The following is a 24,297-nucleotide window of genomic DNA, read 5'->3' on the forward strand; positions in this document are numbered from 1 at the left end:
GCGGCTATCCCCTGTTCGCCCTAAGGCGTGTCCATTGCGGACACGCCTTCTTTTTTTGCAGGGCGAGATGCCGGCCAAGGTAGCCGGCAGGTTTGCGTGCGCCGGCCGGTGCTTACTACGCAACCAGCCAGCGCCGTGCGATCAACGCGCCGCGATCACATCCGCGACCAGCAGCGCCGTCATGTTGACGATGCGTCGAACCGTCGCGGATGCCGTCAGCACATGCACCGGCTTGTCCGCGCCGAGCAGCATCGGGCCAATCGCGATGTTGTTGCCGGCCGCCGTCTTCAGCAGGTTGTACGAGATGTTGGCCGCGTCGATGTTCGGCAGCACCAGCAGGTTCGCATCGCCTTCGAGCGTCGAGTCCGGCAGGATTTCGCGGCGCAGATTCGCGTCGAGCGCGACGTCGCCGTGCATTTCGCCGTCCACCTGAAGATCCGGCGCGCGTTCGCGCAGAATCGTCAGCGTGTCGCGCATTTTCTGCGCGGTCGGCGCGTGGCTCGATCCGAAGTTCGAGTGCGACACCAGCGCGACCTTCGGCTCGATACCGAAACGGCGCACTTCCTCGGCGGCCATGATCGTGATCTCGGCCAGTTGTTCCGGTGTCGGATCCACGTTCACGTGCGTATCCACGAGGAAAATCTGGCGATTCGGCAGCACCAGCGCGTTCATCGCGGCGTAGACAGCGCAGCCTTCGCGCTTGCCGATCACCTGGTCGATGAAGTGCAAATGGCGATGCGTCGTGCTCACCATGCCGCAGATCATGCCGTCGGCTTCGCCCTTTTTCACCAGCATCGCGCCGATCAGCGTGGTGCGGCGGCGCATTTCGAGCTTCGCCATCTGCTGCGTGATGCCCTTGCGCGACATCATCTTGTAGTATTCCTGCCAGAAATCGCGGTAGCGCTCGTCGTGATCGGTGTTGACGACCGTGTAATCCTGGCCCGCGACGAGGCGCAGCCCATAGCGCGCAATGCGCTGCTCGATCACGGCCGGACGGCCGATCAGGATCGGCTTCGCCAGCTTTTCGTCGACGATGATCTGCATCGCGCGCAGCACGCGCTCTTCCTCGCCTTCCGCGAACACAATGCGCTTCTTCTCCGGCTCGACGCCGCGCGCGAGCTGGAAGATCGGCTTCATCGTCGTGCCGCTGTGATACACGAACTGCTGCAGGTGCTGTTCGTACGCTTCCATGTCCTCGATCGGACGCTCGGCGACGCCGGAATCCATCGCGGCCTTCGCCACCGCCGGCGCGACCTTGACGATCAGACGCGGATCGAACGGCTTCGGAATCAGATATTCCGGCCCGAACGACAGGTCCTGAATGCCATAAGCCGTCGCGACGATGTCGCTCTGCTCCTGGCGCGCCAGTTCCGCGATCGCGTTGACCGCGGCAATTTCCATTTCCCGCGTGACCGTGGTCGCGCCCGCGTCCAGCGCGCCGCGGAACAGGAACGGGAACACCAGCACGTTGTTCACCTGGTTCGGATAGTCGGTGCGGCCCGTGCACAGCACCGCGTCCGGACGCACTTCCAGCGCCAGTTCCGGCAGGATTTCCGGCGTCGGGTTAGCGAGCGCGAGAATCAGCGGCTTGTCGGCCATCTGCTTGACCATGTCCTGCTTGAGCACGCCGCCCGCCGACAGCCCGAGGAAAACGTCCGCGCCGCCAATCGCTTCGGCGAGCGTGCGGGCTTCGGTTTCGCGCGCGAAGCGCTCCTTGTCCGGGTCCATCAGTTCGACGCGGCCCTTGTACACCACGCCCGCGAGGTCGGTCACAAGAATGTTCTCGAGCGGCAGGCCGATGTCCACCAGCAGGTCCAGACACGCCAGCGCCGCCGCGCCCGCGCCGGAGGCCACGAGCTTGACGTCCTTGATGTCCTTGCCGACCACCTTCAGACCGTTGGTGATCGCCGCCGCGACGACGATCGCCGTGCCGTGCTGGTCGTCGTGAAAAACCGGAATCTTCATGCGCTTGCGGCATTCGCGCTCGACGATGAAGCAGTCCGGCGCCTTGATGTCTTCCAGGTTGATGCCGCCGAAAGTCGGCTCGAGCGCCGTGATCACGTCGACCAGCTTGTGCGGATCGGACTCGTTCAGCTCGATATCGAACACGTCGATGCCGGCGAACTTCTTGAACAGCACGGCCTTGCCTTCCATGACCGGCTTCGACGCGAGCGGCCCGATATTGCCGAGGCCGAGCACCGCCGTGCCGTTCGTGACGACGCCGACGAGGTTGCTGCGCGCGGTGAAACGCGCCGCGTTCATCGGGTTTTCGACGATTTCCTCGCACGCGAACGCGACGCCCGGCGAGTACGCCAGCGCGAGGTCGCGCTGGTTGATCATCTGCTTGGTCGGGGAGATCGCGAGCTTCCCTGGAGTCGGGAACTCGTGGTAATCGAGGGCGGCTTCGCGGAGTTTGCTATTGACGGGAGTCGACATAAGGCGGGCTTCGAAGTGCGGATTAGAATAGATGTTCGACGGCATTGTAGCCCCAATTGCCGGCCCAATTCCTTCAATACGGGTACAACTGCCGCGACCGAAACGTAGCGAAAGCCAGTGGTGCCTGCACTTTTCCTCACAATGCTCTCAGAGTTTTCGCTGATCGAACGTTTCTTTGCCCGCCGCGCGGCGGGCCAGCCGTCGGTTGCCGCGGACGGCTCGCTCGGCATCGGCGACGACTGCGCGCTGCTCGCGCCGCGCGCCGGCGAAATGCTGGCGATATCGACGGACATGCTGGTGGAAGGCCGCCATTTCTTCGCCGATGTCGATCCCGAGGCGCTCGGCCATAAGGCGCTCGCCGTGAATCTGTCGGACCTTGCCGCGATGGGCGCGCAGCCGCAGGCGTTCACGCTCGCCTTTTCGCTGCCCAAAGCCGACGAGGCGTGGCTCGCCGCGTTCAGCGAGGGCCTGTTCGCGCTCGCGGAACGGCACGGTTGCGCGCTGATCGGCGGAGATACGACCGGCGGGCCGCTGAACCTGTGCATCACCGTGTTCGGCAGCGTGCCGCCGCAAGCGGCGCTGCGGCGCGACGCCGCACAAGCCGGTGACGACATCTGGGTGTCCGGCACGCTCGGTGATGCGCGCGCCGGCCTCGGCATCCAGCGCGGCGAGTGGCAGGCGAATGCGGCCGACGCCACAAGCTTCCGCCGCGCGCTCGAACGCCCGGAGCCGCGCATCGCGCTCGGTCTCGCACTGCGCGGCGTCGCGCGCGCCGCGTTGGACGTATCGGACGGACTCGCGGGCGACCTCAAGCACATTCTGGATCGCTCGAAGCTGCGCGCCACCGTCGACGCCGACGCCGTCCCGCGTTCGGCCGCGCTGCGCAAGCTACCGCTGGATACGCAGCGGCGCTGCACGCTGGCAGGCGGCGACGACTACGAACTCTGCTTCACCGCGCCGCCCGCCGCGCGCGGCGCGGTGGAAAACGCCGGGCATAAGGCGGGCGTGCCGGTCACCCGCATCGGTACAATAAGCGCTCTTCGATCGGCGGCGGATCGCCCCGCGATCGACTGGCGCGACGCCGCCGGCGCGCCGCTCACCCTGACGTTGCAAGGCTTCGACCACTTTCATGCAGACTGATCCCCCGCTTCGGCCCGCCGACGAGTTCGTCGGCGGCCAGCCTCCCAAGCCGCAACGCCCGCAGCCGCGCCGCGCGACCGCGCGCTTCATGCTGTCGCATCCTCTGCATATTCTGTCGCTCGGTTTCGGCAGCGGCTTGTCGCCGTTCGCGCCTGGGACGATCGGCACGCTCTTCGCGTGGGCGTCTTTTGCCGTCTTCAGCCGCTATCTGACAGTAATCGAATGGGGTGTGCTGATCGGCGTCGGCTTTGTCGGCGGCATTGCGATTTGCGGTTTTACCGCGAAGAGGCTCGGCACCGACGACCCGTCGCCGGTCGTATGGGACGAAATCGTCGCGTTCTGGCTGGTTCTGCTGATGGTCACGCCCGTCACGCTGACCGGGCAGTTCTGGGCGTTCGTGCTGTTCCGCTTCTTCGACATGGTGAAACCGCCGCCTATCGGCTACTTTGATCGGCGGCTGAAAGGCGGTTTTGGCATCATGTTCGACGACCTCGTCGCCGCGTTTTTCACGCTGCTCGTGATTGCGCTTTGGCGCATGTCCGTTTAACCGTTGCGCCCCGTTCCGGATTGACGCCATGCCTACCGATTCCGTCGTTCACCAGCTCGCGATCCGCGTGAGCAACCGCCTGCGCGACGAGCGCCTGATGCTCGTCACCGCCGAGTCGTGCACGGGCGGCATGGTCGCGACCGCGATCACCGACATTTCCGGCAGCAGCGGCTGGTTCGAGCGCGGCTTCGTCACGTACTCGAATCAGGCGAAAAGCGAAATGATCGGCGTGCCCGCCGACATGATCGAGAAATTCGGCGCGGTCAGCGAGCAGGTGGCGCGCGCGATGGCCGAAGGCGCGCTGCGCAACAGCCGCGCGCAGGTGTCGCTGTCGATCACGGGCGTCGCCGGTCCGGGCGGCGGCACCGAGACCAAGCCGGTCGGCATGGTGTCGTTTGGCTGGAGCAACCGGCTGCATACATCCGTTGAGACGAAGGTTTTCAAGGGCGACCGCGAGCAGATTCGCGTGCAGGCCGCGGCGCACGCGCTGCGCGGCGTGCTCGCGCTGCTCGACGAGCGCGAACATTGACCGTTGCAGTTGCGTGGAGACGAAACGAATGCCGGATTCCGATGCAGCCCGGGAGGAATTGATCCGCCGCTTCGATCTGAAGCCGCATCCGGAAGGCGGATTTTTCAGCGAGACGTATCGGTCGGCGGAACGCGTGAGCCGGGCGGACGGCGCGGCGGACGGAACGACGCAGACGCGCTCGGCATCGACGGCCATCTACTACCTGCTGTGCGACGGCGCGCATTCGGCCTGGCATCGGATCAAATCCGACGAGGTCTGGCATTTCTACGCCGGCGAGCCGCTGAACGTTCACGTACTCGACGCAGCCGGCAAGCTGGTCACGCACAAGCTCGGTAATGCGCTGATTCACCGCGACGCGGTGTTTCAGGCCGTGGTGCCGGCCGGTTTGTGGTTCGCCGCCGAATGCGCGGACCCCGCGAGCTTCGCGCTGGTTGGTTGCACCGTCGCGCCCGGTTTCGAGTTCAGCGAGTTCGAGCTTGCGGATGTCGATGCGTTGAAATCGCGCTATCCGCAACATGCGGCGTTTATCGGGCGGTTGGGGCCAACGGCCGGCGCGTGAAGCGCAACGGCTACTGTGTGGCGCGGCTGGCGCGAATTGCGATTGCCGGAAGCGGCTAGCGTCGGGCCGTTAGGGAAGCGACAAACCCACGCGGCAAACCCAAGCGATAAACCAGGCGACCAACCAGCCAATCACCGAAGCACTCAACTGGTCGACCACCGAAACACCCGCCAAACCGCCAAACCACCCCTCACCGAAACGCGTTAATCCGCTCCCGCGTTTCCATCGCCGCCTTCGCCGCCGCCTGCGCAAAGTCCTCGCCCTTGCCCGCATAGATGATCGCGCGCGACGAGTTGATCAGCATGCCCGTGCCGTTCGCGGTGCGGCCCGCGCCGACGGTCGCCTGAACGTCGCCGCCCTGCGCGCCGATGCCCGGAATCAGGAGCGGCATATCGCCGACAATCCCGCGCACCACTTCGATTTCCTTCGGAAAAGTCGCGCCGACGACGAGCCCGAGCTGGCCGCTCGCATTCCACTTCTTGGCCGCCAGTTGCGCGACGACCTGATAGAGCGGACGCCCGCCCGTCTCCAGAAATTGCAGGTCCGAACCGCCCGCATTCGACGTGCGGCACAGCACGATCACGCCCTTGCCTTCGTGCTCAAGGTACGGCTCGATCGAATCGAAACCCATGTACGGATTGACCGTGACCGCGTCGGCCTGATAGCGCTCGAACGCTTCGCGCGCGTACTGCTCGGCGGTGCTGCCGATGTCGCCGCGCTTCGCGTCCAGAATCACCGGCAAGCCCGGATGATGCGCGTGAATATGCGCGATCAGCTGCTCAAGCTGGTCTTCCGCGCGATGCGCCGCGAAGTAGGCGATTTGCGGCTTGAACGACGACGCGTAAGGCGCGGTCGCATCGACGATCTCGCGGCAGAAGTCGAAGATCGCGTCGGGCCGGCCGGCGAGCGCGCCGGGAAATTTGCTCGGCTCGGGATCGAGGCCGACGCACAGCAGCGAGTTGGTGCGCTGCCAGGCGTCGTTGAGTGTCTGGATGAAGTTGGACATGGTGAGTCTCGCGGCGAGCCGGTAATCGGGGAAGGCGCGTATTTTACCTGCCCGGCGCGGCGGGTCGGCGGTGGTTGCCCGCCCCTACTGCCGGCGCCGCGTTCCGCGCGCGCCCGGCATCGAACGCAAACCGGTGCGCTCGACGGTAAACCGGAAGCTCCTCGTGAGCCGCTCGCCGCGTCCCAGCAGCGTCATGCCGTTTTCGCACGCGCCGCCGGCCAGATTCATCGCGTTGATCGGATGATCGACCGGCTCGAAGCAGAAAAAGTCTTCGCCTGGCGGCGTGTACAGCACGTAGTAATCGGTGTCGGCGGCAATGTTCAGCGACAGCCGGCGCTTCGGCCAGACCACAGCCGCCTGCCCGCTCCAGCCCGTGAACGCATGATTGACGATGGTCTCCGGCAACGGATACGCGACGCCGAACTGCCACGCCGGCGGCGCCTGCACGTGACGGACCGGCAACCAGTCGTCGCCGGCGAGCCACAGACCGCCCGCCGCCGCCGACAGCTCGGTGTCCGCATCGCGCACGAAAAACGGATGCACGCCGAGTCCGAACGGCAAAGCCTCGCGGCCCGCGTTTTCGATTTCGAGCGTGATGACGAGCGACGGCCCGTCGAGCTTATACGTCTGCGCCGCACGAAACGCGTACGGCTTGCCGTCCCGCCGATCGAGCGTGAGCCGCACGTACTCGCGGTCCGAATCGGCGACTTGCCACGCGGACTGCCAGCCGTCGCCATGAATCGGGAAAGGCTCGTCGGCGCAATTGCGCGCCACGTCGACACGCCGTCCCGCGACATTGAAATGCCCGCCGCCGATACGGTTCGAGTACGGCAGCAGCGGATAACAGGCGAGTTCGTTCGGCTGCGTGTCGGCGGCGACGTGGCGGCAGCGCCGGAAAATCGGCGTGAGCGCGCCGTCGTCGCGCCAGTCAAAGCGCGTGATGCCGCCGCCGAGCGTCGGCGCGACGTCGAGCCGCAATTGCGCATTGGCGAGCGTGACGCACGCGACATCGCCGGCCGAAGTCTCACCGACTGCCACCGCCGATGTGCTCGGCCTCGCCAGCACCGGATTGGCGGCGGCCGCGAGCCGCGAGCGCCGGCTCTGCGCGCCTGGCGAGTTCTGAGCGTTCTGGGAAAAGGCGGAAACAGGGTTCGCAACAGTCATATCTGCTCCTTCGAGAGGCTTGCACGTTGCCGTCATGGCTGACGGATGCTGTCGGGCGATTTTCTTGAACCGGTCGCCTCTGGTCCGAACTCTGGTTGCTGCGCGGCTTCGTTGCCGGCGTTCATGCGCGATGTCGCGACATCGGCATCGACATCGACATCGACATCGGCATCGACACCTTGCATCGGACTCGCCGCTGCTGTCTACGTTCTGCACCGCTGCACCGCCCCGTCGCAAGCGACGCGGCGTCGCACATCCCTACGCCGGCGCGCCTGCAAAAACCGGCTCCGGCAAACCACGCCGCGCGGGCGTCGCGATAAACACGCCGCCGGCGCGCGAGTCGCCCGCGAGCGCGGCTGCGTCCAGACCGACGCGCGCGCTCGTAATGTACAGCGTGCCCAACTGCGCGCCGCCCAGCGCGACGCAACTCGGCTGCACCGTGGGCACGTCGACGCGCTCCGTTTCGACGCCGTCGGCGCCGTAGCGCACGACGCGCGCGCCGCCCCAGTGCGCGTTCCACAAGCCGCCGTCGCGATCGACGGTCGAGCCGTCCGGCTCGCCGGTCGCATCGGTGAGGCGCGCGAACACGCGGTCGTTGGCGATGCCGCCGTCCGCCAGGTAGTCGCAGGCGCGAATTTCACGCGTCGGCGAATCGCAGTAGTACATCGTCGCGCCGTCGGGACTGAACGCGATGCTGTTCGAAATGGCGGGCGCGGGCAACGGCAAGCGCTCCAGCGTCAAATCACGATCGAGCCGGTAAAACCCGCCGATCGCGCGCAACGGCGAGCCTTCGTCTTTCGTGCCGAACACAAAACGCCCCTGCCGATCGCAACGGCCGTCGTTCACGCGCGTGTTCAGACCAGGCTCGACATCGACGATATGGCGCGTCTCGCCGGTCGCGAGATCGAAGAACGCGAGCCGCGACGCGAGGCCGAGCAGCAGGTAATGAGGATCGGCGCACAGCGCGAAGGTGGCGAGGCGCTCAGGCATCGTCCACGACATGCTGCGGCCGTCGCGCGGATCGTAGCGCCACAGGCGTCCGCCTTCGATATCGGTCCAGTAGAAGCGGCCGGTTGTCACGCACCACGTCGCGCCCTCGCCCAGCGCGCACTTGCTGTCGACGAGAAGCGCCGCGCGCGGCGTGTGTGAGGCACGCACGTCCACGCTCGCCGTCACGCCCAGCCTCCATCCACGACGATGTCCTGCGCGGTGACCATGCGGCTGTCGTCGGCGGCGAGGAAGAGCGCCATGCGCGCGAGGTCGGCGGGCTCGAGTTCCGCGTCGATGCACTGGCCTTCCTTGATCGAACGGCGTCCCGCGTCGTCGAGCCACAGGCGCTTCTGCTTCTCCGTCATCACCCAGCCCGGCACGAGCGTATTCACGCGAATGTTGAAGTGGCCGAGGTCGCGTGCGAGACCGCGCGTCAAACCCTGCACCGCGGACTTCGACATCACGTACACCGGATAGCCGCCGTTCTTCAGCATCCAGCTGATCGAACCGAGGTTGATGATCGAGCCGCTCTGCGCCGCCTTCATGTCCTCCATCACTGCCTGCGCAGCGAAGAACTGATGACGGATATTCACCGCGATGCCCGCGTCGAAAGACTCGCGCGTGACTTCGCCGATCGTGTGACGCTTGTCGTTCGCCGCGTTGTTCAGGAGCACCTGAATCGGGCCGAGCGCCGCTTTGACATCGGCGATGGCTTTTTGCAGCGCGTCGATGTCCGTCAGATCGCACGGCAGGAACAGCGGCTTGTGCTTCGAGTCGCCGAGTTCGTCGGCGAGCGCTTCGCCCGCCGTCGCGTCGATATCGAAGAACGCGACGCGCGCGCCTTGCGCCGCGAAATGCTCGACGAACGATGCGCCGATGCCGGTCGCGCCGCCCGTGATCAGCACCGTGCGGTCGACAAGACTCGGGTAGCGCGCGAATACGTTGTTCGCGAGGCGCTCGTTTGCGTTGGCCGGAGACGACATCGTTCGATTCCTTTTAGAGCGAGTGGATTAATCCCGCGATCCGCGGTTCTTCAACTGGTCGAGCAGCACGGCGGCGAGCAGGATCGCGCCGCGCACGAGGTACTGATAGAACGCGTCGATGTTCATCAGGTTCATCACGTTCTCGACCGTGCCCATGATAAGCACACCGATCACGACGCCCGAAATCGTCGCGCGTCCGCCGAGCAGCGACACGCCGCCGAGCACGCACGCCGAGATCACGTTCAGCTCGAAACCTTGCGCGGCGTTCGGCTGACCGGACGTGATCCGCGAAGCCAGAATCACACCGGCGAGCGCGGTCACGGCGCCCTGGATCAGGAAGATGTAGACGCGCGTGCGTTCGACGTTGATACCCGCAAGACGCGACGCTTCCGGATTGCCGCCGATGGCAAGCGTATTACGTCCATACACGGTCTGATTGAGCATCACGCCGAACACGATGAAGCACAGCAGCGTGACCCAGATCGGCAGCGAGACGCCGAAAAAGCTGAGACCGCCGAGCGCGATGAACGTATCCGACGACACACCGACCGCCTGACCATGCGACACGATGAAGCCGAGGCCGCGCACGATTTCCATCGTCGCGAGCGTGGTAATCAGCGCATTGATGCGCAGATAAGCGATCACCGCGCCGTTGACGAAACCGATCACCGCGCCCGCCGCGACTGCCGCGACGATCGCGATAAACGTGTTGTCGGTGGCGTTCAATACCATCGCGCACAACACGCCCGCGAACGCGACCGTCGAACCGATCGACAGATCGAAGTCACGCGACGCGAGGCAGAACATCATCGTGCACGCGACCATGCCGATCTGCGAAATGGACAGCGCGAGGCCGAGCATGTTCTCGATCGAGAAGAAGTGATCGACGGTCAGCGACATCGTCACGAACATCACGACGAAGATCAGGATCAGGCTGTACTCGGTGATCTGCTGCCACCACTTCGCCTTGTCGCTCGTCTGCGGAATCAGCGCTTCGGCGGCGCTCTTGGCGGCCTGTTGCGCGAGGTTTTCTCTAGCTTGCATTTGAAGACTCCTCCCGTTCCTCACGGGTTGCGGACTTGCGTCCAAATGATGTTCAGGCCGCCTGTTGAGCGGCGCTTGCTGGCAGTGCGGTCGAGCTTTGCGGCAACGCGAGGCTCAACACCGCTTGTTCCGTTGCGTCGTTGCGCGCGAGCTCGCCGGAAATGCGGCCCTGGCGCATCACGACGATGCGGTCCGATACACCCAGCACTTCAGGCAATTCCGACGAGATCATCACAATCGCGCAGCCGCGTTCGGCGAGCTGATAGATCACGTTATAGATCTCGTGCTTCGCGCCGACGTCGATGCCGCGCGTCGGTTCATCGAGAATCACCACCTTCAGATCGGGCTCGGCCAACCAGCGCGACAGGATCGCCTTCTGCTGATTGCCGCCCGACAGGAAGCGGATTTTCTGTCGACGGCTCGGCGTCTTGATCTTCAGCAGCTTGATGAAACGGTCCGCGGTTTCGGCCTCTTTCTTGCGGTCGAGGAACATGCCCGCGCGCAAGTAATGCCGCCTGCAACTGATGTTGATGTTCTCCGACACGGTCGCCATCGCGACAATGCCTTCTTCCTTGCGGTCTTCCGGACACAGCACGATGCCGTGACGGATCGCTTCGCCCGCGCTCTTTACGCGAATCGGCTTGCCGTCGAGCAGCAGTTCGCCGCCCTTCTTGTGCTCGGTGCCGTACACGAGATGCATCAGTTCGCTGCGGCCCGCGCCCACTAGTCCGAAGAAGCCGACAATCTCGCCGCGCCGCACTTCGAAGCTGGTCGGCTGCGAAAGCGCGTGACCTTCAATGGCCTTCGCCGCGAAGCGCACTTCGCCGAGCGGCCGCGGCGAATAGTTGTAGATGTCCGAAATTTCACGCCCGACCATTTCGCTGACGATGGTGTCGCGCGACACGCCTTCGAGCGTCGGATGCGAAGCCACCTTGCGCCCGTCGCGGAAGATCGTGCATGCGTCGCACAGCTCGTAAATCTCGTCCATGCGATGCGAGATGTAGATCATTGCGCGGTTGTCGGCGCGCAGATCGCGCACCAGCTTGAACAGCACTTCCGTCTCGCGATGCGAGAGTGAACTCGTCGGTTCGTCGAGTGCGATCACGCGCGCGTTGCGCAGCAGCGCCTTGCAGATTTCCACCATCTGCCGTTGCGCGATGGAGAGCTTGCGCAGCTTCGCGTCCGGATCGAGCGCGACGCCCATTGCCTCGAGACGTTCGCGCACGAAACGCTTCGCATCGCGCTTCTTGACCCAGCCGAACGAATTCGGCAACTGGCCAAGCAGCAGATTTTCCGCGACCGTGAGGTCGGGCACGTATTGCAGTTCCTGGTGAATCACCGCTATGCCGGCCGCGATCGACGAAGCCGCGCTCGTAAAGCGCACTTCCTTGCCGTCGATCATCACGCGGCCCGAGTCGGGCTGATATTCACCGCCGAGTATCTTGAGCAGGGTCGATTTCCCTGCGCCGTTCTCGCCCATCAGGCCGTGCACCTGGCCGACGTTGACGTCGAAGGACACACCGTCGAGCGCGCGCACGCCTGGAAAAACCTTGCCGATATTGTCAAAACGTAGCGTCGCTGACACTTCGCCTCCTCGCTGTTTCATTCGAACAGCCTTGCCCTGCGTTGCCGGCCTTCCAGTCTTTGCAAAGGCGCGGCATGTCTGGACTACTGGTGTTCTATGGCTATTGCCGGCGCGTCGTATTTCAACCGACGCGCCGGCGATTCACTTCATCGAACTGCGTTCAAAGCGGCTTACTTCGAAGCCAGACCCATCTTCTCGCGCACTTCGCCGACGTTCTCACGCGTCGCCAGCATGCCGGTCGTCAGCGTGAGCGGCGGCGGTGCCTTGCCTTGCGTGATCCAGTCGTACATCAGCGCGGAGGTTTCCTCGCCGTGACGCTTCGGGCTGATGATGACCGTGCCGAAGAAGCCAGTCGGGTTCGGCTTCTTGAACTCGTTCAATGCCGAATCCGAACCGCCGATGCCGATGCCGATCATGTTGTCCGCCTTGAAGCCGCGGCCTTCCGCTGCGCGCACCGCGCCGAGCACGCCTTCGTCGTTCAGCGCGTAAGCCACCCAGTGCTTGAACTGCGGGTTCTTCGTGAGCGCGATGTTGGCGGCGTTGAACGCGTTTTCCGTGTCGGTCTTCGCTTGCGGCGCGGCGATCACGTTGGCCTTCGGGAAGCCGGCGGCGAGCAGTGCGTCGGTGGCGCCGCTCGTGCGGTCATGCGCGGTCGGCAGCTGTTCGTAAGTGACGTCGATTGCACCGACATCCTTCATGTCCCAGCCGCGCTTCTTGATTTCGGCTGCGAGGCCGTCGCCGACCTGCTTGCCGATGTTGTACGCCGAGATGCCCATGTGCGGCACCGACGCGATCGGCTTGCCCGCGCCGTCGACGAGACGGTCGTCCACGGTCATCATCTTCAGGCCGTCGGCCTTCGCTTTGGCGACGATGCCCGGTCCGAGCTTGACGTCAGGCGTGCAGATCACAAAGCCCTGTGCCTTTTGCGCCGACAGATTGTCGATCGCGCTCATCACTTTCTCGCCCGACGGCGCGCCGATCTTCACGAGCGTGAAGCCCTTTTCCTTGGCGGCCATTTCGGCGAACTTCCATTCGTCCTGGAACCACGGTTCTTCCGGCTGCTTCACGAGAAAACCGATCTTGACCGGATCGGCGGCTTGAGCGGCGGTTGCGTTGAAAAGCACACCCGCCGCCGCTGCTGCCAGCGTGAGGAATATTCTGCGTTTCATGTTGTGTGTCTCCTGACTAATTGATAACGAGAAGGTATCGGCCGCGTCTTCTTGTACCGGTTGTGACACACGCGGCCAGCGCGTCGTCCGGTGAAACGGTGCTGCGTTTTTCTTTTTTACTGCGTTGTTCTTTTGCGTTGTTCTGTTGCGCCCTTCTTTCACGGCTCAGTCGTGATACAGCACCGAGCGCCCGCCGTCCACGGTGATGCAGGTGGCGTTGATAAACGGCGCTTCATCCGACGCAAGGAACACCGCCGTCATCGCCACTTCTTCCGGGCGGCCGATGCGCTTCATCGGCTGCAAATCGATCGTCGCCTGTCGCGCGGCGGCCGGGTCCGGCTGTTCGTTCCACCAGTCGTGCGCCAGTTGCGTCTCGATGTAGCCCGGCGCGATCGCGTTCACACGCACGTTGCGCGGCGCGTATTCGATGCCGAGCGCGCGCGTGAGCCCAATCACGCCATGCTTCGCGACCGGATACGGAAAGCAGCCCGCGATGATCTTGAACGAATGCGTCGACGCGATATTCACGATGCTGCCCGCGCCGCGCTCGACCATCCCCGGCAACACCGCGCGGCAGCCGTTCCAGACACCGTCGAGATCGACCGCGAAGCAGCGGCGCCAGTCGTCGTCGGTCATGGTGAGCGGATCACAAAACACGTTGATGCCCGCGTTGTTCACCAGCACGTCGACGGGTCCGAGCGCGCGTTCCGCCTCGCTCACGGCGTGCTGAACCGAAGCCGACTGCGTGACGTCGGTATGCACGGCCAGCACGCGCGCGCCGGTTTCAGATGCGATCTGCAAAGCCGTCTGCCGCGCCGTGTCGATGTCGAGTTCGGCGAGCGCAACTGCCGCGCCCTCGCGTGCAAACGCAAGCGCGATCGCCGCGCCGATGCCGCGGCCCGCGCCGGTCACCAAAGCGACTTTGCCGGCGAGCCGTGTCATTTCTTCGCACCTGCGCGCGCCACGCGCAAACCGTTGATGAACGCCTTCGCGTGCGACGCCGTCACGGCCGCGCTCTGACCCGGCTTGTACAGCGCCGAACCGAGCCCGAAGCCATTCGCGCCCGCGCTGAGAAACGGCCCCATGTTGTCCGGCGTGATGCCGCCGACGGGCACCAGCGGCACCTGCGCCGCGATCACCGCGCGCCATGCTTTCACGACCTGGCAGCCGAGCTGCTCGGCGGGGAACATCTTCAGCACGTCGGCGCCGTGCTTGAGCGCGATGAACGCCTCGGTCGGCGTCGCGACGCCCGGCGAGCAAGCCATGCCTTGCGCTTTCGCGGCGCTGATCACTTCCGAATCGCTATGCGGCATGACGATCAGTTCGCCGCCGGCGGACTTCACGTCCTTGACGAAGCTCGGATGCAGCACCGTGCCCGCACCGACGATCGCATCGGCGGGCAGCGCCTTGCGGATCGCGGCGATGCTGTCGAACGGCTGCGGCGAATTCAAAGGCACTTCGACGATGCGAAAGCCCGCTTCGTACAGCGCCTGACCCTGTTCGGCCGCATCGGCGGGCGTCACGCCGCGCATGATCGCGATCAGCGGACATGCCTCGAACGCCGCGATCAGACCCGCGTGCGGCATGTACGGAGCGGGCAGATTGATGTGAGGTTGCATGTCGTTTCCCTGTTTCGTGGATGACGGCGTGGCCGCTTAACCGGCCCGCGCCGCGTGGGCGGCCGGCTTGACGAGCCCCGCCTGCGAGGCGACGCGCCACAAGCCGCGCTCTGTCGCCTGCCTGACGAGCTCGGCCTGCGTGCAGCCGAACTGCGCGAGCGCGACGCGATAGCGTTCGCACAGCGCTTCGTTACCGATGAGGCGCAGGCTTTGGCCCGCGAGCGAACTCTGCTGCTGCGCGAGCACGGCTTCGAGGCCGGCCAGTTCATGCCCGATCAGCAGGCCGGACAGATAGTCCGGCTGCTGCTCGCGCGAAAGTTGTCCCGTGAGACCGAGCGTGCGCGAACTGAAGACCGTGGCGAGCATGCCCGCCTGGCCCTTGTCCCGCGCGATTTTCACGCCGCGCAAAAACGCTTCGGTATCCGGACGATCGGGCGTGACCATCGTGCGGCCGAGAATGGTGTGTTCGCGCAGCGCGCCGAATACTTCGCCGGTCATGAACGTATGAAAACGTTCGATGCGGCCCGCCTGCACGACTGCCCACTTTGCGTGCGTGCCGGGCAGGCCGATGAACGCACGCTTGCTGGTGTCGGTGCTATCGGCGCTATCGGCGTTATCCAGATCCTGGCCTAGCGCGCCGAATATCTGCGTTTCCTCGCCGCGCATCACGTTGGGCAGTTCGCCGCGTTGCAGCACGCCAGGCACGATGTTCAGCGTCGCGCCGCAGGCCGCCTCGACGCGCACGATGCCGGCGGCGAGCGCGTCCGCGTTCGCGGGTGCATCGACGTAAGGTGCTTCGACCCAGCCTTGCGCGCTGCCGACCATGCCCGCCGCGATGACCGGCGTGGCGGGCGCGGCGTCGAGCCAGGCGCCGCAGGCGTCCTCGAAAGCCGCGTCGAAACCGCCTTGCTCGGCGCTGCGCGGCAGGTTCATGATGCCGGCCGTCGATGCGCGCGTCGCGAGCACGTTGCCGGCCGCGTCGTAGAGATACGCGCGCAGCGACGTCGTGCCCCAGTCGAGCGCGATCAGCGCTGCGTGACTGGCGGCTTGTGTGCCGGCTTGTGTGTCGGCTCCGGCTTCGACTCGTGCATCGGCTCCGGCGCCGGCTGCGAGTTGCGCGTCCGACGGTGTGGGAGAACCCGCCTGTTTCATCGCTTGATCCTGCGGGTGGTGGGTTGCGGGGCACGCCAGCCGAGTTCTTCGGAGATCGCGCGCGCTTCGCGCTGCACGACCGGAATCAGTTCGTCCATGCGTTCGAGCGACATATAGGGAATCGTGCTCGCCACCGACAGCGCCGCGACGATCGCGCCCGACGCGTCGCGCACGGGAGCCGCGACGCAGCGAATCGACGCTTCGTTTTCCTCGAGGTCGAACGTGTAGCCGCCGGCCGCGTAGTTCGTCATGCGCTGCATGAAGGTCTGCGCGTCCGGACGGTTATCGGGCTTGAACGTGACGCTGGCGAGCGCGCGGCGCGACGCGTCGAACAGCGACTGCCAGAGCTCGGGCTTGAGGTCGAGCATCATCGCCTTGCCGATGCCCGTCGACGCGAGCGGCATCCGGTGACCGACGCGCGAGCGCATTTCGAGGCCGCGCGTGCCGGGGATTTTGTCGATGTACAGCACGTCGTCGCCGTCGCGCACGCCGAGGTGAATCGTGTCGAGCGTCTGTTCCGCGAGCGATTCCAGATGCGGACGAGCGACCGCGGTGAGCGGCATCTGCTCGAGCGCGATGGTGCCGAGTTCGATCAGCTTGGGACCGAGCAGATAACCGCCTTGCACCTGGCGCAGATAGCGCGCCTGCACGAGGCTGCTCACCAGCCGATGCGTCGTGCTGCGCGTCGTGCCGAGCGCCGCGCCGAAGGTGCGCAGATCGCGCACGCCGGCGGCGGCCGCCTCGAGAATCGCGAGACCGCGCAGGAGCGTCTGCGTGCCGGCCTGTTGCGGCGTGATGTCGAGCAGCGTGCTCGGCAACGCGATTTCGTTGACGATGGTGGGTTGCGCGGCGGCGCGGGGGGCTTTGGCGGCGGTGGCCGGGGGGCGTGGCGCTTTCGCGGCGGTCGCCGAGGCGCGCGGCGCGGGGCTCGACGCGTGGTCGGCGCGCGGCGTCAGTTCGGCTTCGGCAGCGCTCTCGGCGTGATTCGGCATCGCTTTGTTCATGGCGATTCGCTTTTCGTGGTTTCTGCGCTTGCAGCGCGGGGCCGGAGAGCGGGCCTTGAGTGCGCGCGACGCTGCGGGCGCGGCGGTGCTGCCAGGTGATTTGGCTAGGCATGGTTGGGCTTTGTCTCCGGTTTTTTTTTGCTGTCGCAGACGTGTCTGCTTGTTGGTCTGGATTGTAGGGGTGTTTTTGAGAAAGCTCCAATATGTGATTGGAGTGGTCAGATAATGGGATTTGGGTTGCCGTGGGCTTGGTTTGGTTGTTGGGTTGGGTTCGTGTCTTGGCCTTTCCTTGAATTCGCGGTGGTCTATTCGCGTTGCCCCTGTGCGGGGCGGCACTCACTTTCTTTGCCGCCGCAAAGAAAGTAAGCAAAGAAAGCGGGCTCACACCGGTGGCTTATAAGTGGGTCCCACTGGCTCGCTTTGGCCTTTCCTTGATTTCGCGGTGGTCTATTGGCGTTGCCCCTGTGCGGGGCGGCACTCACTTTCTTTGCCGCCGCAAAGAAAGTAAGCAAAGAAAGCGGGCTCACACCGCCAGCTTGTAGATGGCTCCTCCGGTTCGCAGGGCGTAGTGGCGCGCCTGACATCTGTGTCCTCGCGCATTCGGCGCTCGTGACAAGGCAGTCATGCTTCCCGCCTCGCACTGCGTGCTCGCCGGAAGGGTTCGCTTATACCGCCCGCTTGCGTTTTTGCGCGGTGCGGGCCATCGGCTTCGCCTCGGCGACGCGCTAACGGAATTGCGGTGAGTGGTCAGGAAGGCTTTGGCGCGGCAAATGGCGCCGGACCTTTCGGCGAGCGCGGGCAGCGTCGGCTTGGCAGACGAAAGCTCAGGAAACCAAAGGAAGGAAACGGAGGGCGGTTTTAAGAACGACCGCTGCGGCGCGCGAAGCGTCGCCGGAAGAATGACGGCCTCGTCACGAGCGCGGAGTGTGCGAGGGCACGGATGTAAGACGCACCACTGGCCGCTCCGAACCGGGGGACCCATCTACAAGCTGGCGGTTTGAGCCCGCTTTCTTTGCTTACTTTCTTTGCGGCGGCAAAGAAAGTGAGTGCCGCCCCGCACAGGGGCAACGCAAATAGACCACCGCGAAATCAAGGAAAGGCCAAAGGGTAAACAAGAGCGCCACAGGCAAAACTACTCGGGCAACTCAGCCGCCCCCATCCTCCTCCCAATCACCCGCGACCTCTGCGAAAGATACCTGGACCCCCGATGCTCATCAAAATACCTGGGCTGCGGCAGCATAACCGCCAACCGCGCCGACTGCGCCGCACTCAGTGCACTCGCCGACGTCTTATAGTAATAACGCGCCGCCGCCTCGGCGCCATACACACCGTTGCCCCACTCGACGGAATTCAGATAGATCTCGAAGATGCGCTCCTTGTCCATCAAGGTCTCCAGCATCCACGTGACAATCAACTCCTGCCCCTTGCGGATATAACTCTTCTCACGCGATAAAAACAGGTTGCGCGCCAATTGCTGCGTGATCGTAGAGCCGCCGCGCACAATCTTGCCCTTCGACTTGTTACGCTCCCACGCCTGCAAAATCGCGTCCGTTTCGTAGCCGTTGTTGGTGACGAAATTCGCGTCTTCGGAGGCAATGATCGCCCGCTTCAGATTGCGCGAAATCTGCTCATACGGCACCCACGTATGCTGCATCGAAAGATCGGGCCTCTCTTGCGACAAGCGCCACGCATCCGAGCGCATATAAGCCGTCGAGCGCGGATTCACATAGTTCCACACCGCGATCTGCGCGAAGTAAAACAGCTGCGTCGCGAGCCACGCGAACACCAGCACGGCGACAAGATAAACGATCCATCGCGCCGGACTCGCCCGGCTCGCGCGCCGCGTTGCTGTCATCGTAGTGAGGGGCCTCGTGTGAATGCAGGTGTGACGGACGCGCGCGTCAGGCGTGCGACGGCGCCGTCAACAACGCGCGCAGTTCGGCGAGCACAGGCGCGCCGTCGGGCCGCACGCCGCGCCAGACGTAAAACGATTCGGCTGCCTGCTCGACCAGCATGCCGAGACCATCGGCGCCACGCGCGCCGAGCTTCGCCGCGTGCTCCATGAAGACGGTCGGATGCGCGCCGTACATCATGTCGTAGGCCAGCGTGCCGCTGCCGAACGCGCGCTCGTCGCACTCCGGCACCGACGCTTCGAGACTCCCCGCCGTCGCGTTGACGATCACGTCGTAAGCACCCGCCTCGATCGCGCGCGCGTTGCCGCCGCTCAGACGGCAAGCGGCGTCGCTCGCGGCTTGCGCGAACTGCGCGACCAGCGCCTCAGCCTTCTCGGCCGTCCGGTTGACGATGGTGAGCGTATGCGGCGCGCGCTCGAGCATCGGCAGCACCACGCCGCGCGCGGCGCCGCCGGCGCCAAGCAGCAGAACGCGCGCGCCCTTCAGCGGCACGCCGAGATTCACTTCGATGTCGCGCACGAGCCCGAAGCCATCGGTGTTGTCGCCGTAGATGCCGCTCGAATCGACGCGCAACGTATTCACCGCGCCGGCAGCGGCCGCGCGCGGCGACAGGCTGTCGGCGAAAGCGTGTGCGTCGAGCTTGAACGGCACTGTCACGTTGAGACCGCGGCCGCCCGCGTCGATAAAGGCGCGCACGTGCGGCACGAACGCGTCCACTGGCGCGAGCAACGCGCCGTATTCGAGCGCCTCGCCCGTCTGCGCGGCAAAGCGGCCGTGAATGAACGGCGATTTGCTATGGCCGACCGGATTGCCGATCACCGCGTAACGGTCTTTCGTTTCTGCCGCGCTCATCGTCCGGGTTCCGTGATGTGCTGCCCGGCGTCGGCATTCGACGAACCTTCGCTGCCCGAAGCATCGTTCGCGTTGGAATCGCCTTCGGCATCCGCTTCGGCTTGCGCCTCGGCTTCGCTCTCGGCGCTTTCATCCGATGCTTCGACGATTTCCTCTTCTTCGCCTTCGTCCGCTTCGTCCGCCTCTTCCGCTTCGCTGCCGCTCGTCACAGTAGGCGCGTCGAGCACATGCAGAAGACGCACGGACGCCTCGACAGTCAATTCGTCGATCGACATCACTTCCATCTGCAGGCGCGTGCCGCGTGCGTGCACGCCGAGCCCCGGCACATGCAGCAGCAACGGAATCTCTTCGAGCCGCACGAGATCGCCCTTCACCACCGACGCCACCACCTGCTTCCTGTTCTCCTGCTTCAACCAGCGCAGGCACCAGAAATATTCCATGCGACGCTGATGATCGGCGTACGCGGTATACGTATCGTCGAAACCTTGCACGACGGCGAACAGATCGGCGTCTTTCGGCTTGAACGGCGCGGCCAGCTTCGCGGTCACGCCATGCTGCACACAAGCGAGCAACTGCCACTGATTCACCAGGTCGACGTAACGACGCAGCGGCGACGTGCTCCATGCGTACTGCGTGACGCCGAGCCCTTCGTGCGGCGCGGCGTTGGTCTGCATGCGCGTGCGCTTCGGCCCGGTCGGCGCGCCGAACGCGCGCTGCGTGCGATAAATGCCCGGCACGCCGTGATCGTGCAGGAACGCACCCCACGACGAGTTCGCGAGAATCGCCAGTTCGGCGACGATCGTGTCGAGCGGCGAACCGCGCCGGCGCGGCGTAATCGTGATGTGTTCGCCTTCGACGTAGAAGTTGAAGTCGGTATTGCGCTGCACCTCGCGGCGCAGACCGTAGCCCGCGCGCGCGGCCTGACGCTTTTCGAACAGCGCCTGCGCGAACGGCCACAACACCGCGATGTCTTCCTTGTGCGGATACTCGCCCGTTCCGGCGGCGAGCGCTTCTTCGGTGACGAGTTCGTCGAGCGTGTTGTGACGCAGATTGTTCTTCACGAACACGCGCTCGGCGCGCGTTTCGCTCGCGACGATTTCCTGCGTCTCGCGATTGACGATCACATAGAGCGACAGCGCCGGACGCAAACCGCCCTCGGCGAGCGTGAACGCATCGACGACGCTGTCGGGCAGCATCGTGATCTTGTCGCCCGGCATATAAACCGTCGACAGACGCGTGCGAGCAATCGCATCGACCTCGTCGCCGCGCTGAATGCCGAGCGCCGGCGCGGCGATGTGCACGCCGATCCGCACGCGGCCGTCCGCGAGATGCTCGACGGAGAACGCGTCGTCGATTTCAGTGGTCGTGATGTCGTCGATCGAGAATGCCTGCACGTTGGCTTCCGGCAAATCGTCCGGCAAGCTGCCGAGCGTGACCGGCGGAAAACCGGTGCCGTGCGGGAAAAACTCGGCGAGGAATCTGGCCTCGTGCAACGCACGCGCCGACGGAATCGCGCCGCATTCCAGCATCAGCCGCGCCTGCGAGATGCCGCGCGCGGCCGCGGCGGCTTCGAGCGCCTTGTACTCGATGGTGTTCTTGTCGGGCTTGGTCAGCAACGCGAGCGCCGTCTTGCCGGTGAACGCCTCGGGCAAACGGCCGGCCTTCAGCTCTTCCTCGTAGCCCTGCTGCACGAGCGCCTGCTGGCGCTTGCGTTCGAGACCGGCGAGCGCCATCTTGAGCTGCTCCTGCGGCGCGCGCTGATACATGCCGCGGCCCTTGCGACGGAAATACACCGGCGCGCCATGCATGCGCAGCACCAGCGCCGCGCGTTCGGTCGGACCGAAACGCTCGCCGAAATATTCCGCGCCGAGCGTGGCGAACGGAAACTCGTCGTCGGGCGCGCATTCCCACAGGAAGTCGAGATCGATGTCCTGCGCGACGGCGTCCGCTTCCTGCATCAACTCGGCCGCGCCTGGCTTGTCGAACTCGATCAGCACATCCTTGGCGCGCACCTTGGCGCGGCGGCCGCCCGGCAACTCGACCTGAAACGCATCGCCCTGGCGCGACAGCACGCTGCCGGCCTTGAAACTGCCCGATTCCTCGAAGAAAACGTTCACTCAATACTCTCGTCTGACTTGCATCCGCCGGCGTGCGCGGCACGGCAACGTGTTCGTGATGGTGGGTCCGCCGCGCGCGACGCGCGCATGCGGCATGAATCTGTGCGGCATGAATCTGATGGCGGGCAGCGCTTCCGCTGCCGCGCGGTCCGCTTTCTGGATCGCGCCGGCTACGTTCGGCTTCGACCCGGCCAGGCGTTCGCTATGTCTGGCTAACTCTGGTTAAGTCCGGCTATTGCTCAAGCTGCTTCGCGCGGCGCAGGCGGCTCGACGTCTTCGGCGTCGCAAAAGGCCAGTACGTCGTCGACATAATCGGCGAACTCGCTGATCGCGTGGTCGCTGCCCTCGATCAGCGTCGTGCGCGCGCCCGGATAGTGCGCGAGCATTTCGCGGTAGTCGAGCACTTCGTCGCCGGTCGCGGCCAGCAAATAATAACGTTCGGGGCGCGTGATAGACGTCACACTCAGCGCCCGCAATTCGTCAAGATGATGTGGCTCGACGACGATGCTGCCGCCGCCATGCCACAACGGCTGCTCGCCGAGATAGGCGCTCAGGTCGCGTTGCGGCACGACCGCCGGGTTCAGCAGCACGGCCGGCCAGCCGTGCTTCTCGGCCAGATACGTGGCGAAGTAGCCGCCGAGCGAACTGCCGATCACGGTCACGCGCTGCGTGCCGGCGGCGGCCACCAGCGACTCCGCGAGCGCAATCGTCTCGGAGGGTGAAACCGGCAGCATCGGGCAGCACCATTCGTCGCTGCGGCCCAGTTCGACAAGGCGCGCCGCCAGGAGGCGCGCCTTGAACGAATTCGGCGAGGAGCGGAAGCCGTGCAGATAAAGAATCACGTGGCGCCTCGCGCGGAAAGGGCGTCGAGCAGTTTCTGATGCACGCCGCCGAAGCCGCCGTTGCTCATCACCAGGATTTGGTCGCCGGGGCGCGCCGCATGCACTACCGCTTTAACGAGCGCGTCGAGATTGTCGAAGGCTTGCGCGTTGGCGCCGAGCGGCGCGAGTGCTTCGCCCAGGTTCCAGCCGAGCGCGTCGCGGCCGCTCGGCGCGCCGTAGCCGAACACGAGATCGGCGTCGGCGAGACTGGCGGGCAATTGCGCTTTCATCACGCCGAGCTTCATCGTGTTCGAGCGCGGCTCGAGCACCGCGAGAATGCGCGTGTTGTCGCGGCCCACGCGTGCGCGCAGGCCCGCCACGGTCGTTTCGATTGCGGTCGGATGATGAGCGAAGTCGTCGTAGACGGTTACGCCGTCCACGCTGCCGCGCACTTCCATGCGCCGCTTCACGTTGCGAAAGCTCGCCAGCGACTTCGCCGCCTGCGCCGGCGGCACGCCGACATGGCGCGCGGCGGCGATCGCGGCGAGCGCGTTCATCCGGTTATGTTCGCCCTGCACCTGCCACTCGACCACGCCCACACGCTCGGCGTTGTGATACACGGCAAAGCGTTCGTCGACGGGCACGCCATCTTCCGCGGGCAGCGTTTCCCAGCCGCCCTGCACGCCGAAGCGCTCCACTTCGCTCCAGCAGCCGCGCGTCAGCACGCGCTCCAGCGCGTCTTCGCGACCGTTCGTCACGACGCGGCCAATGCGCGGCACGGTGCGGATCAGATGGTGGAACTGCGTCTCGATGGCGGCGAGATCCGGGAAGATGTCGGCGTGATCGAACTCGAGGTTGTTCAGCACGGCCGTTTTCGGCCGGTAGTGGACGAACTTCGAGCGCTTGTCGAAGAAGGCGGTGTCGTATTCGTCCGCCTCGATCACGAAGAAGCTCGAATCCGTGAGCCGCGCGGACACGCCGAAATTGAGCGGCACGCCGCCGATCAGAAAGCCGGGGTTAAGACCGGCGTCTTCCAGCAGCCAGGTCAGCATGGACGTGGTCGTCGTCTTGCCGTGCGTGCCGGCCACGGCGAGCACCCATTTGCCGTTCAGCACGTGTTCGCCGAGCCATTGCGGGCCCGACACATAGGGCAGACCGCGGTCGAGAATCGCTTCCATCAACGGATTGCCGCGCGTGACCACGTTGCCGATCACGAACAGGTCGGCGTTCAGGCCGTTCAACTGCTCCGCGTCGTAGCCCTCGATCAGCCGGATGCCTTGCGCCTCGAGCTGCGTGCTCATGGGCGGATAGACGCCGGCGTCGCAGCCCGTCACCGTGTGGCCCGCGCCGCGCGCGAGGACCGCGAGACCGCCCATGAACGTGCCGCAGATACCGAGGATGTGGATGTGCATAAGCCTGTCGTGCCGCGCGGGCGTTTTTTCCTGGAAGGCCCCTCACCCGGCGCTTGGCGCCCGACCCCGAGGGGGCCAGAAAAACGCCGGGCGGCCGGCGCTTTGCTGCGAGGGATGTGAGATGGGGAGCAGCCGAAACGGCTGCTCACAAAGGTCGCTATTGTAACCGACGCCTCCCGAAGACCTAAGCGCGCTCGCCCGCCCCGGCACGCCCCTGGCACGCGCCCACAGCGGTCCGGGCCGCCGGAAAGGGCT

Annotated in this window: 22 protein-coding genes; 4 read left to right on the plus strand and 18 right to left on the minus strand. The window is 65.2% G+C overall.

Annotated features, from left to right (window positions below; genetic code table 11):
• Positions 1-141: 141 nt before the first annotated feature.
• Positions 142-2,481 (minus strand): NADP-dependent malic enzyme, encoded by a 2,340-nt coding sequence (locus AB6809_RS28865; protein ID WP_371027719.1) that lies wholly within the window; start codon positions 2,479-2,481, stop codon positions 142-144.
• A 96-nt stretch (positions 2,482-2,577) separates the two neighbouring features.
• Between AB6809_RS28865 and thiL the strand changes: the two genes are divergently transcribed.
• The 4 genes from thiL to AB6809_RS28885 are packed head-to-tail and all read left to right on the plus strand — an operon-like array spanning position 2,578 to position 5,211.
• Complete coding sequence (gene thiL, locus AB6809_RS28870; protein ID WP_371027738.1) at positions 2,578-3,576, plus strand: thiamine-phosphate kinase; 999 nt, start codon at positions 2,578-2,580, stop codon at positions 3,574-3,576.
• On the plus strand, positions 3,566-4,123 hold the full coding sequence (locus tag AB6809_RS28875; RefSeq protein ID WP_006051882.1) for a phosphatidylglycerophosphatase A: 558 nt from the start codon (positions 3,566-3,568) through the stop codon (positions 4,121-4,123). Before thiL ends, AB6809_RS28875 begins: the two co-directional genes overlap by 11 nt.
• Before the next feature lie 28 nt (positions 4,124-4,151).
• Positions 4,152-4,652, plus strand: coding sequence for a CinA family protein (locus AB6809_RS28880; RefSeq protein WP_006051881.1), 501 nt, complete (start codon positions 4,152-4,154; stop codon positions 4,650-4,652).
• Positions 4,653-4,680: 28 nt separating this feature from the next.
• Positions 4,681-5,211 (plus strand): cupin domain-containing protein, encoded by a 531-nt coding sequence (locus tag AB6809_RS28885; RefSeq protein WP_029971479.1) that lies wholly within the window; start codon positions 4,681-4,683, stop codon positions 5,209-5,211.
• Positions 5,212-5,401: 190 nt separating this feature from the next.
• Here AB6809_RS28885 and pyrF read toward each other — a convergent pair whose 3' ends face one another.
• The 17 genes from pyrF to mpl form a co-directional block, all read right to left on the minus strand.
• Positions 5,402-6,217 (minus strand): orotidine-5'-phosphate decarboxylase, encoded by an 816-nt coding sequence (pyrF, locus tag AB6809_RS28890; protein WP_029971480.1) that lies wholly within the window; start codon positions 6,215-6,217, stop codon positions 5,402-5,404.
• A gap of 84 nt (positions 6,218-6,301) precedes the next feature.
• Positions 6,302-7,381, minus strand: coding sequence for an aldose 1-epimerase (locus AB6809_RS28895; RefSeq protein WP_371027720.1), 1,080 nt, complete (start codon positions 7,379-7,381; stop codon positions 6,302-6,304).
• Positions 7,382-7,413: 32 nt separating this feature from the next.
• Positions 7,414-7,566 carry a hypothetical protein gene (locus tag AB6809_RS28900; protein ID WP_307258299.1) on the minus strand — a complete coding sequence of 51 codons (153 nt, stop codon included), beginning with the start codon at positions 7,564-7,566 and terminating at the stop codon, positions 7,414-7,416.
• A gap of 73 nt (positions 7,567-7,639) precedes the next feature.
• Positions 7,640-8,557, minus strand: coding sequence for an SMP-30/gluconolactonase/LRE family protein (locus tag AB6809_RS28905; RefSeq protein ID WP_371027721.1), 918 nt, complete (start codon positions 8,555-8,557; stop codon positions 7,640-7,642).
• A complete protein-coding gene (locus tag AB6809_RS28910; protein WP_029971482.1) occupies positions 8,554-9,354 on the minus strand; it encodes an SDR family NAD(P)-dependent oxidoreductase in 801 nt (266 codons plus the stop codon). Before AB6809_RS28910 ends, AB6809_RS28905 begins: the two co-directional genes overlap by 4 nt.
• A 27-nt stretch (positions 9,355-9,381) precedes the next feature.
• Positions 9,382-10,398, minus strand: coding sequence for an L-arabinose ABC transporter permease AraH (gene araH / locus AB6809_RS28915; RefSeq protein ID WP_006051875.1), 1,017 nt, complete (start codon positions 10,396-10,398; stop codon positions 9,382-9,384).
• A gap of 52 nt (positions 10,399-10,450) precedes the next feature.
• Positions 10,451-11,983, minus strand: coding sequence for an L-arabinose ABC transporter ATP-binding protein AraG (gene araG, locus AB6809_RS28920; protein WP_006051874.1), 1,533 nt, complete (start codon positions 11,981-11,983; stop codon positions 10,451-10,453).
• A gap of 170 nt (positions 11,984-12,153) precedes the next feature.
• Positions 12,154-13,152 carry an arabinose ABC transporter substrate-binding protein gene (locus tag AB6809_RS28925; RefSeq protein ID WP_006051873.1) on the minus strand — a complete coding sequence of 333 codons (999 nt, stop codon included), beginning with the start codon at positions 13,150-13,152 and terminating at the stop codon, positions 12,154-12,156.
• 165 nt (positions 13,153-13,317) lie between these two features.
• On the minus strand, positions 13,318-14,094 hold the full coding sequence (locus AB6809_RS28930; RefSeq protein WP_006051872.1) for an SDR family oxidoreductase: 777 nt from the start codon (positions 14,092-14,094) through the stop codon (positions 13,318-13,320).
• A complete protein-coding gene (locus AB6809_RS28935; protein ID WP_006051871.1) occupies positions 14,091-14,771 on the minus strand; it encodes a 2-dehydro-3-deoxy-6-phosphogalactonate aldolase in 681 nt (226 codons plus the stop codon). The genes AB6809_RS28930 and AB6809_RS28935 overlap by 4 nt, the downstream gene beginning before the upstream one ends.
• A 36-nt stretch (positions 14,772-14,807) precedes the next feature.
• Positions 14,808-15,923, minus strand: coding sequence for a 2-dehydro-3-deoxygalactonokinase (locus AB6809_RS28940; RefSeq protein ID WP_029971485.1), 1,116 nt, complete (start codon positions 15,921-15,923; stop codon positions 14,808-14,810).
• Positions 15,920-16,927 carry an IclR family transcriptional regulator gene (locus AB6809_RS28945; protein WP_006051869.1) on the minus strand — a complete coding sequence of 336 codons (1,008 nt, stop codon included), beginning with the start codon at positions 16,925-16,927 and terminating at the stop codon, positions 15,920-15,922. Before AB6809_RS28945 ends, AB6809_RS28940 begins: the two co-directional genes overlap by 4 nt.
• A 1,132-nt stretch (positions 16,928-18,059) precedes the next feature.
• On the minus strand, positions 18,060-18,782 hold the full coding sequence (gene mtgA / locus AB6809_RS28950; protein ID WP_371027722.1) for a monofunctional biosynthetic peptidoglycan transglycosylase: 723 nt from the start codon (positions 18,780-18,782) through the stop codon (positions 18,060-18,062).
• Between the two features lie 46 nt (positions 18,783-18,828).
• Positions 18,829-19,692, minus strand: a complete 864-nt coding sequence (gene aroE, locus AB6809_RS28955) for a shikimate dehydrogenase (protein WP_029971486.1) — start codon at positions 19,690-19,692, stop codon at positions 18,829-18,831.
• Positions 19,689-21,809 carry a ribonuclease catalytic domain-containing protein gene (locus AB6809_RS28960; RefSeq protein WP_029971488.1) on the minus strand — a complete coding sequence of 707 codons (2,121 nt, stop codon included), beginning with the start codon at positions 21,807-21,809 and terminating at the stop codon, positions 19,689-19,691. The genes aroE and AB6809_RS28960 overlap by 4 nt, the downstream gene beginning before the upstream one ends.
• 239 nt (positions 21,810-22,048) lie before the next feature.
• Positions 22,049-22,651, minus strand: coding sequence for a YqiA/YcfP family alpha/beta fold hydrolase (locus AB6809_RS28965; protein ID WP_006051865.1), 603 nt, complete (start codon positions 22,649-22,651; stop codon positions 22,049-22,051).
• Positions 22,648-24,042, minus strand: a complete 1,395-nt coding sequence (gene mpl, locus AB6809_RS28970) for a UDP-N-acetylmuramate:L-alanyl-gamma-D-glutamyl-meso-diaminopimelate ligase (protein WP_006051864.1) — start codon at positions 24,040-24,042, stop codon at positions 22,648-22,650. The genes AB6809_RS28965 and mpl overlap by 4 nt, the downstream gene beginning before the upstream one ends.
• Between the last annotated feature and the right edge of the window lie 255 nt (positions 24,043-24,297).

The sequence above is a fragment of the Paraburkholderia sp. RCC_158 genome, from assembly GCF_041355255.1.
GTDB classification, from domain to species: domain Bacteria; phylum Pseudomonadota; class Gammaproteobacteria; order Burkholderiales; family Burkholderiaceae; genus Paraburkholderia; species Paraburkholderia graminis.

Bases quoted from the DNA above. Each gene is read 5' to 3' on its own strand.
- AB6809_RS28900 (WP_307258299.1), bottom strand. From the start codon at position 7,566: ATGCAAGGTGTCGATGCCGATGTCGATGTCGATGTCGATGCCGATGTC.
- AB6809_RS28865 (WP_371027719.1), bottom strand. From the start codon at position 2,481: ATGCCGTCGAACATCTATTCTAATCCGCACTTCGAAGCCCGCCTTATG.
- AB6809_RS28930 (WP_006051872.1), bottom strand. From the start codon at position 14,094: ATGACACGGCTCGCCGGCAAAGTCGCTTTGGTGACCGGCGCGGGCCGC.
- mtgA (WP_371027722.1), bottom strand. From the start codon at position 18,782: ATGACAGCAACGCGGCGCGCGAGCCGGGCGAGTCCGGCGCGATGGATC.
- thiL (WP_371027738.1), top strand. From the start codon at position 2,578: ATGCTCTCAGAGTTTTCGCTGATCGAACGTTTCTTTGCCCGCCGCGCG.
- AB6809_RS28940 (WP_029971485.1), bottom strand. From the start codon at position 15,923: ATGAAACAGGCGGGTTCTCCCACACCGTCGGACGCGCAACTCGCAGCC.
- AB6809_RS28945 (WP_006051869.1), bottom strand. From the start codon at position 16,927: ATGAACAAAGCGATGCCGAATCACGCCGAGAGCGCTGCCGAAGCCGAA.
- AB6809_RS28885 (WP_029971479.1), top strand. From the start codon at position 4,681: ATGCCGGATTCCGATGCAGCCCGGGAGGAATTGATCCGCCGCTTCGAT.
- AB6809_RS28880 (WP_006051881.1), top strand. From the start codon at position 4,152: ATGCCTACCGATTCCGTCGTTCACCAGCTCGCGATCCGCGTGAGCAAC.
- AB6809_RS28875 (WP_006051882.1), top strand. From the start codon at position 3,566: ATGCAGACTGATCCCCCGCTTCGGCCCGCCGACGAGTTCGTCGGCGGC.
- AB6809_RS28895 (WP_371027720.1), bottom strand. From the start codon at position 7,381: ATGACTGTTGCGAACCCTGTTTCCGCCTTTTCCCAGAACGCTCAGAAC.
- aroE (WP_029971486.1), bottom strand. From the start codon at position 19,692: ATGAGCGCGGCAGAAACGAAAGACCGTTACGCGGTGATCGGCAATCCG.
- AB6809_RS28910 (WP_029971482.1), bottom strand. From the start codon at position 9,354: ATGTCGTCTCCGGCCAACGCAAACGAGCGCCTCGCGAACAACGTATTC.
- araH (WP_006051875.1), bottom strand. From the start codon at position 10,398: ATGCAAGCTAGAGAAAACCTCGCGCAACAGGCCGCCAAGAGCGCCGCC.
- AB6809_RS28935 (WP_006051871.1), bottom strand. From the start codon at position 14,771: ATGCAACCTCACATCAATCTGCCCGCTCCGTACATGCCGCACGCGGGT.
- pyrF (WP_029971480.1), bottom strand. From the start codon at position 6,217: ATGTCCAACTTCATCCAGACACTCAACGACGCCTGGCAGCGCACCAAC.
- mpl (WP_006051864.1), bottom strand. From the start codon at position 24,042: ATGCACATCCACATCCTCGGTATCTGCGGCACGTTCATGGGCGGTCTC.
- AB6809_RS28925 (WP_006051873.1), bottom strand. From the start codon at position 13,152: ATGAAACGCAGAATATTCCTCACGCTGGCAGCAGCGGCGGCGGGTGTG.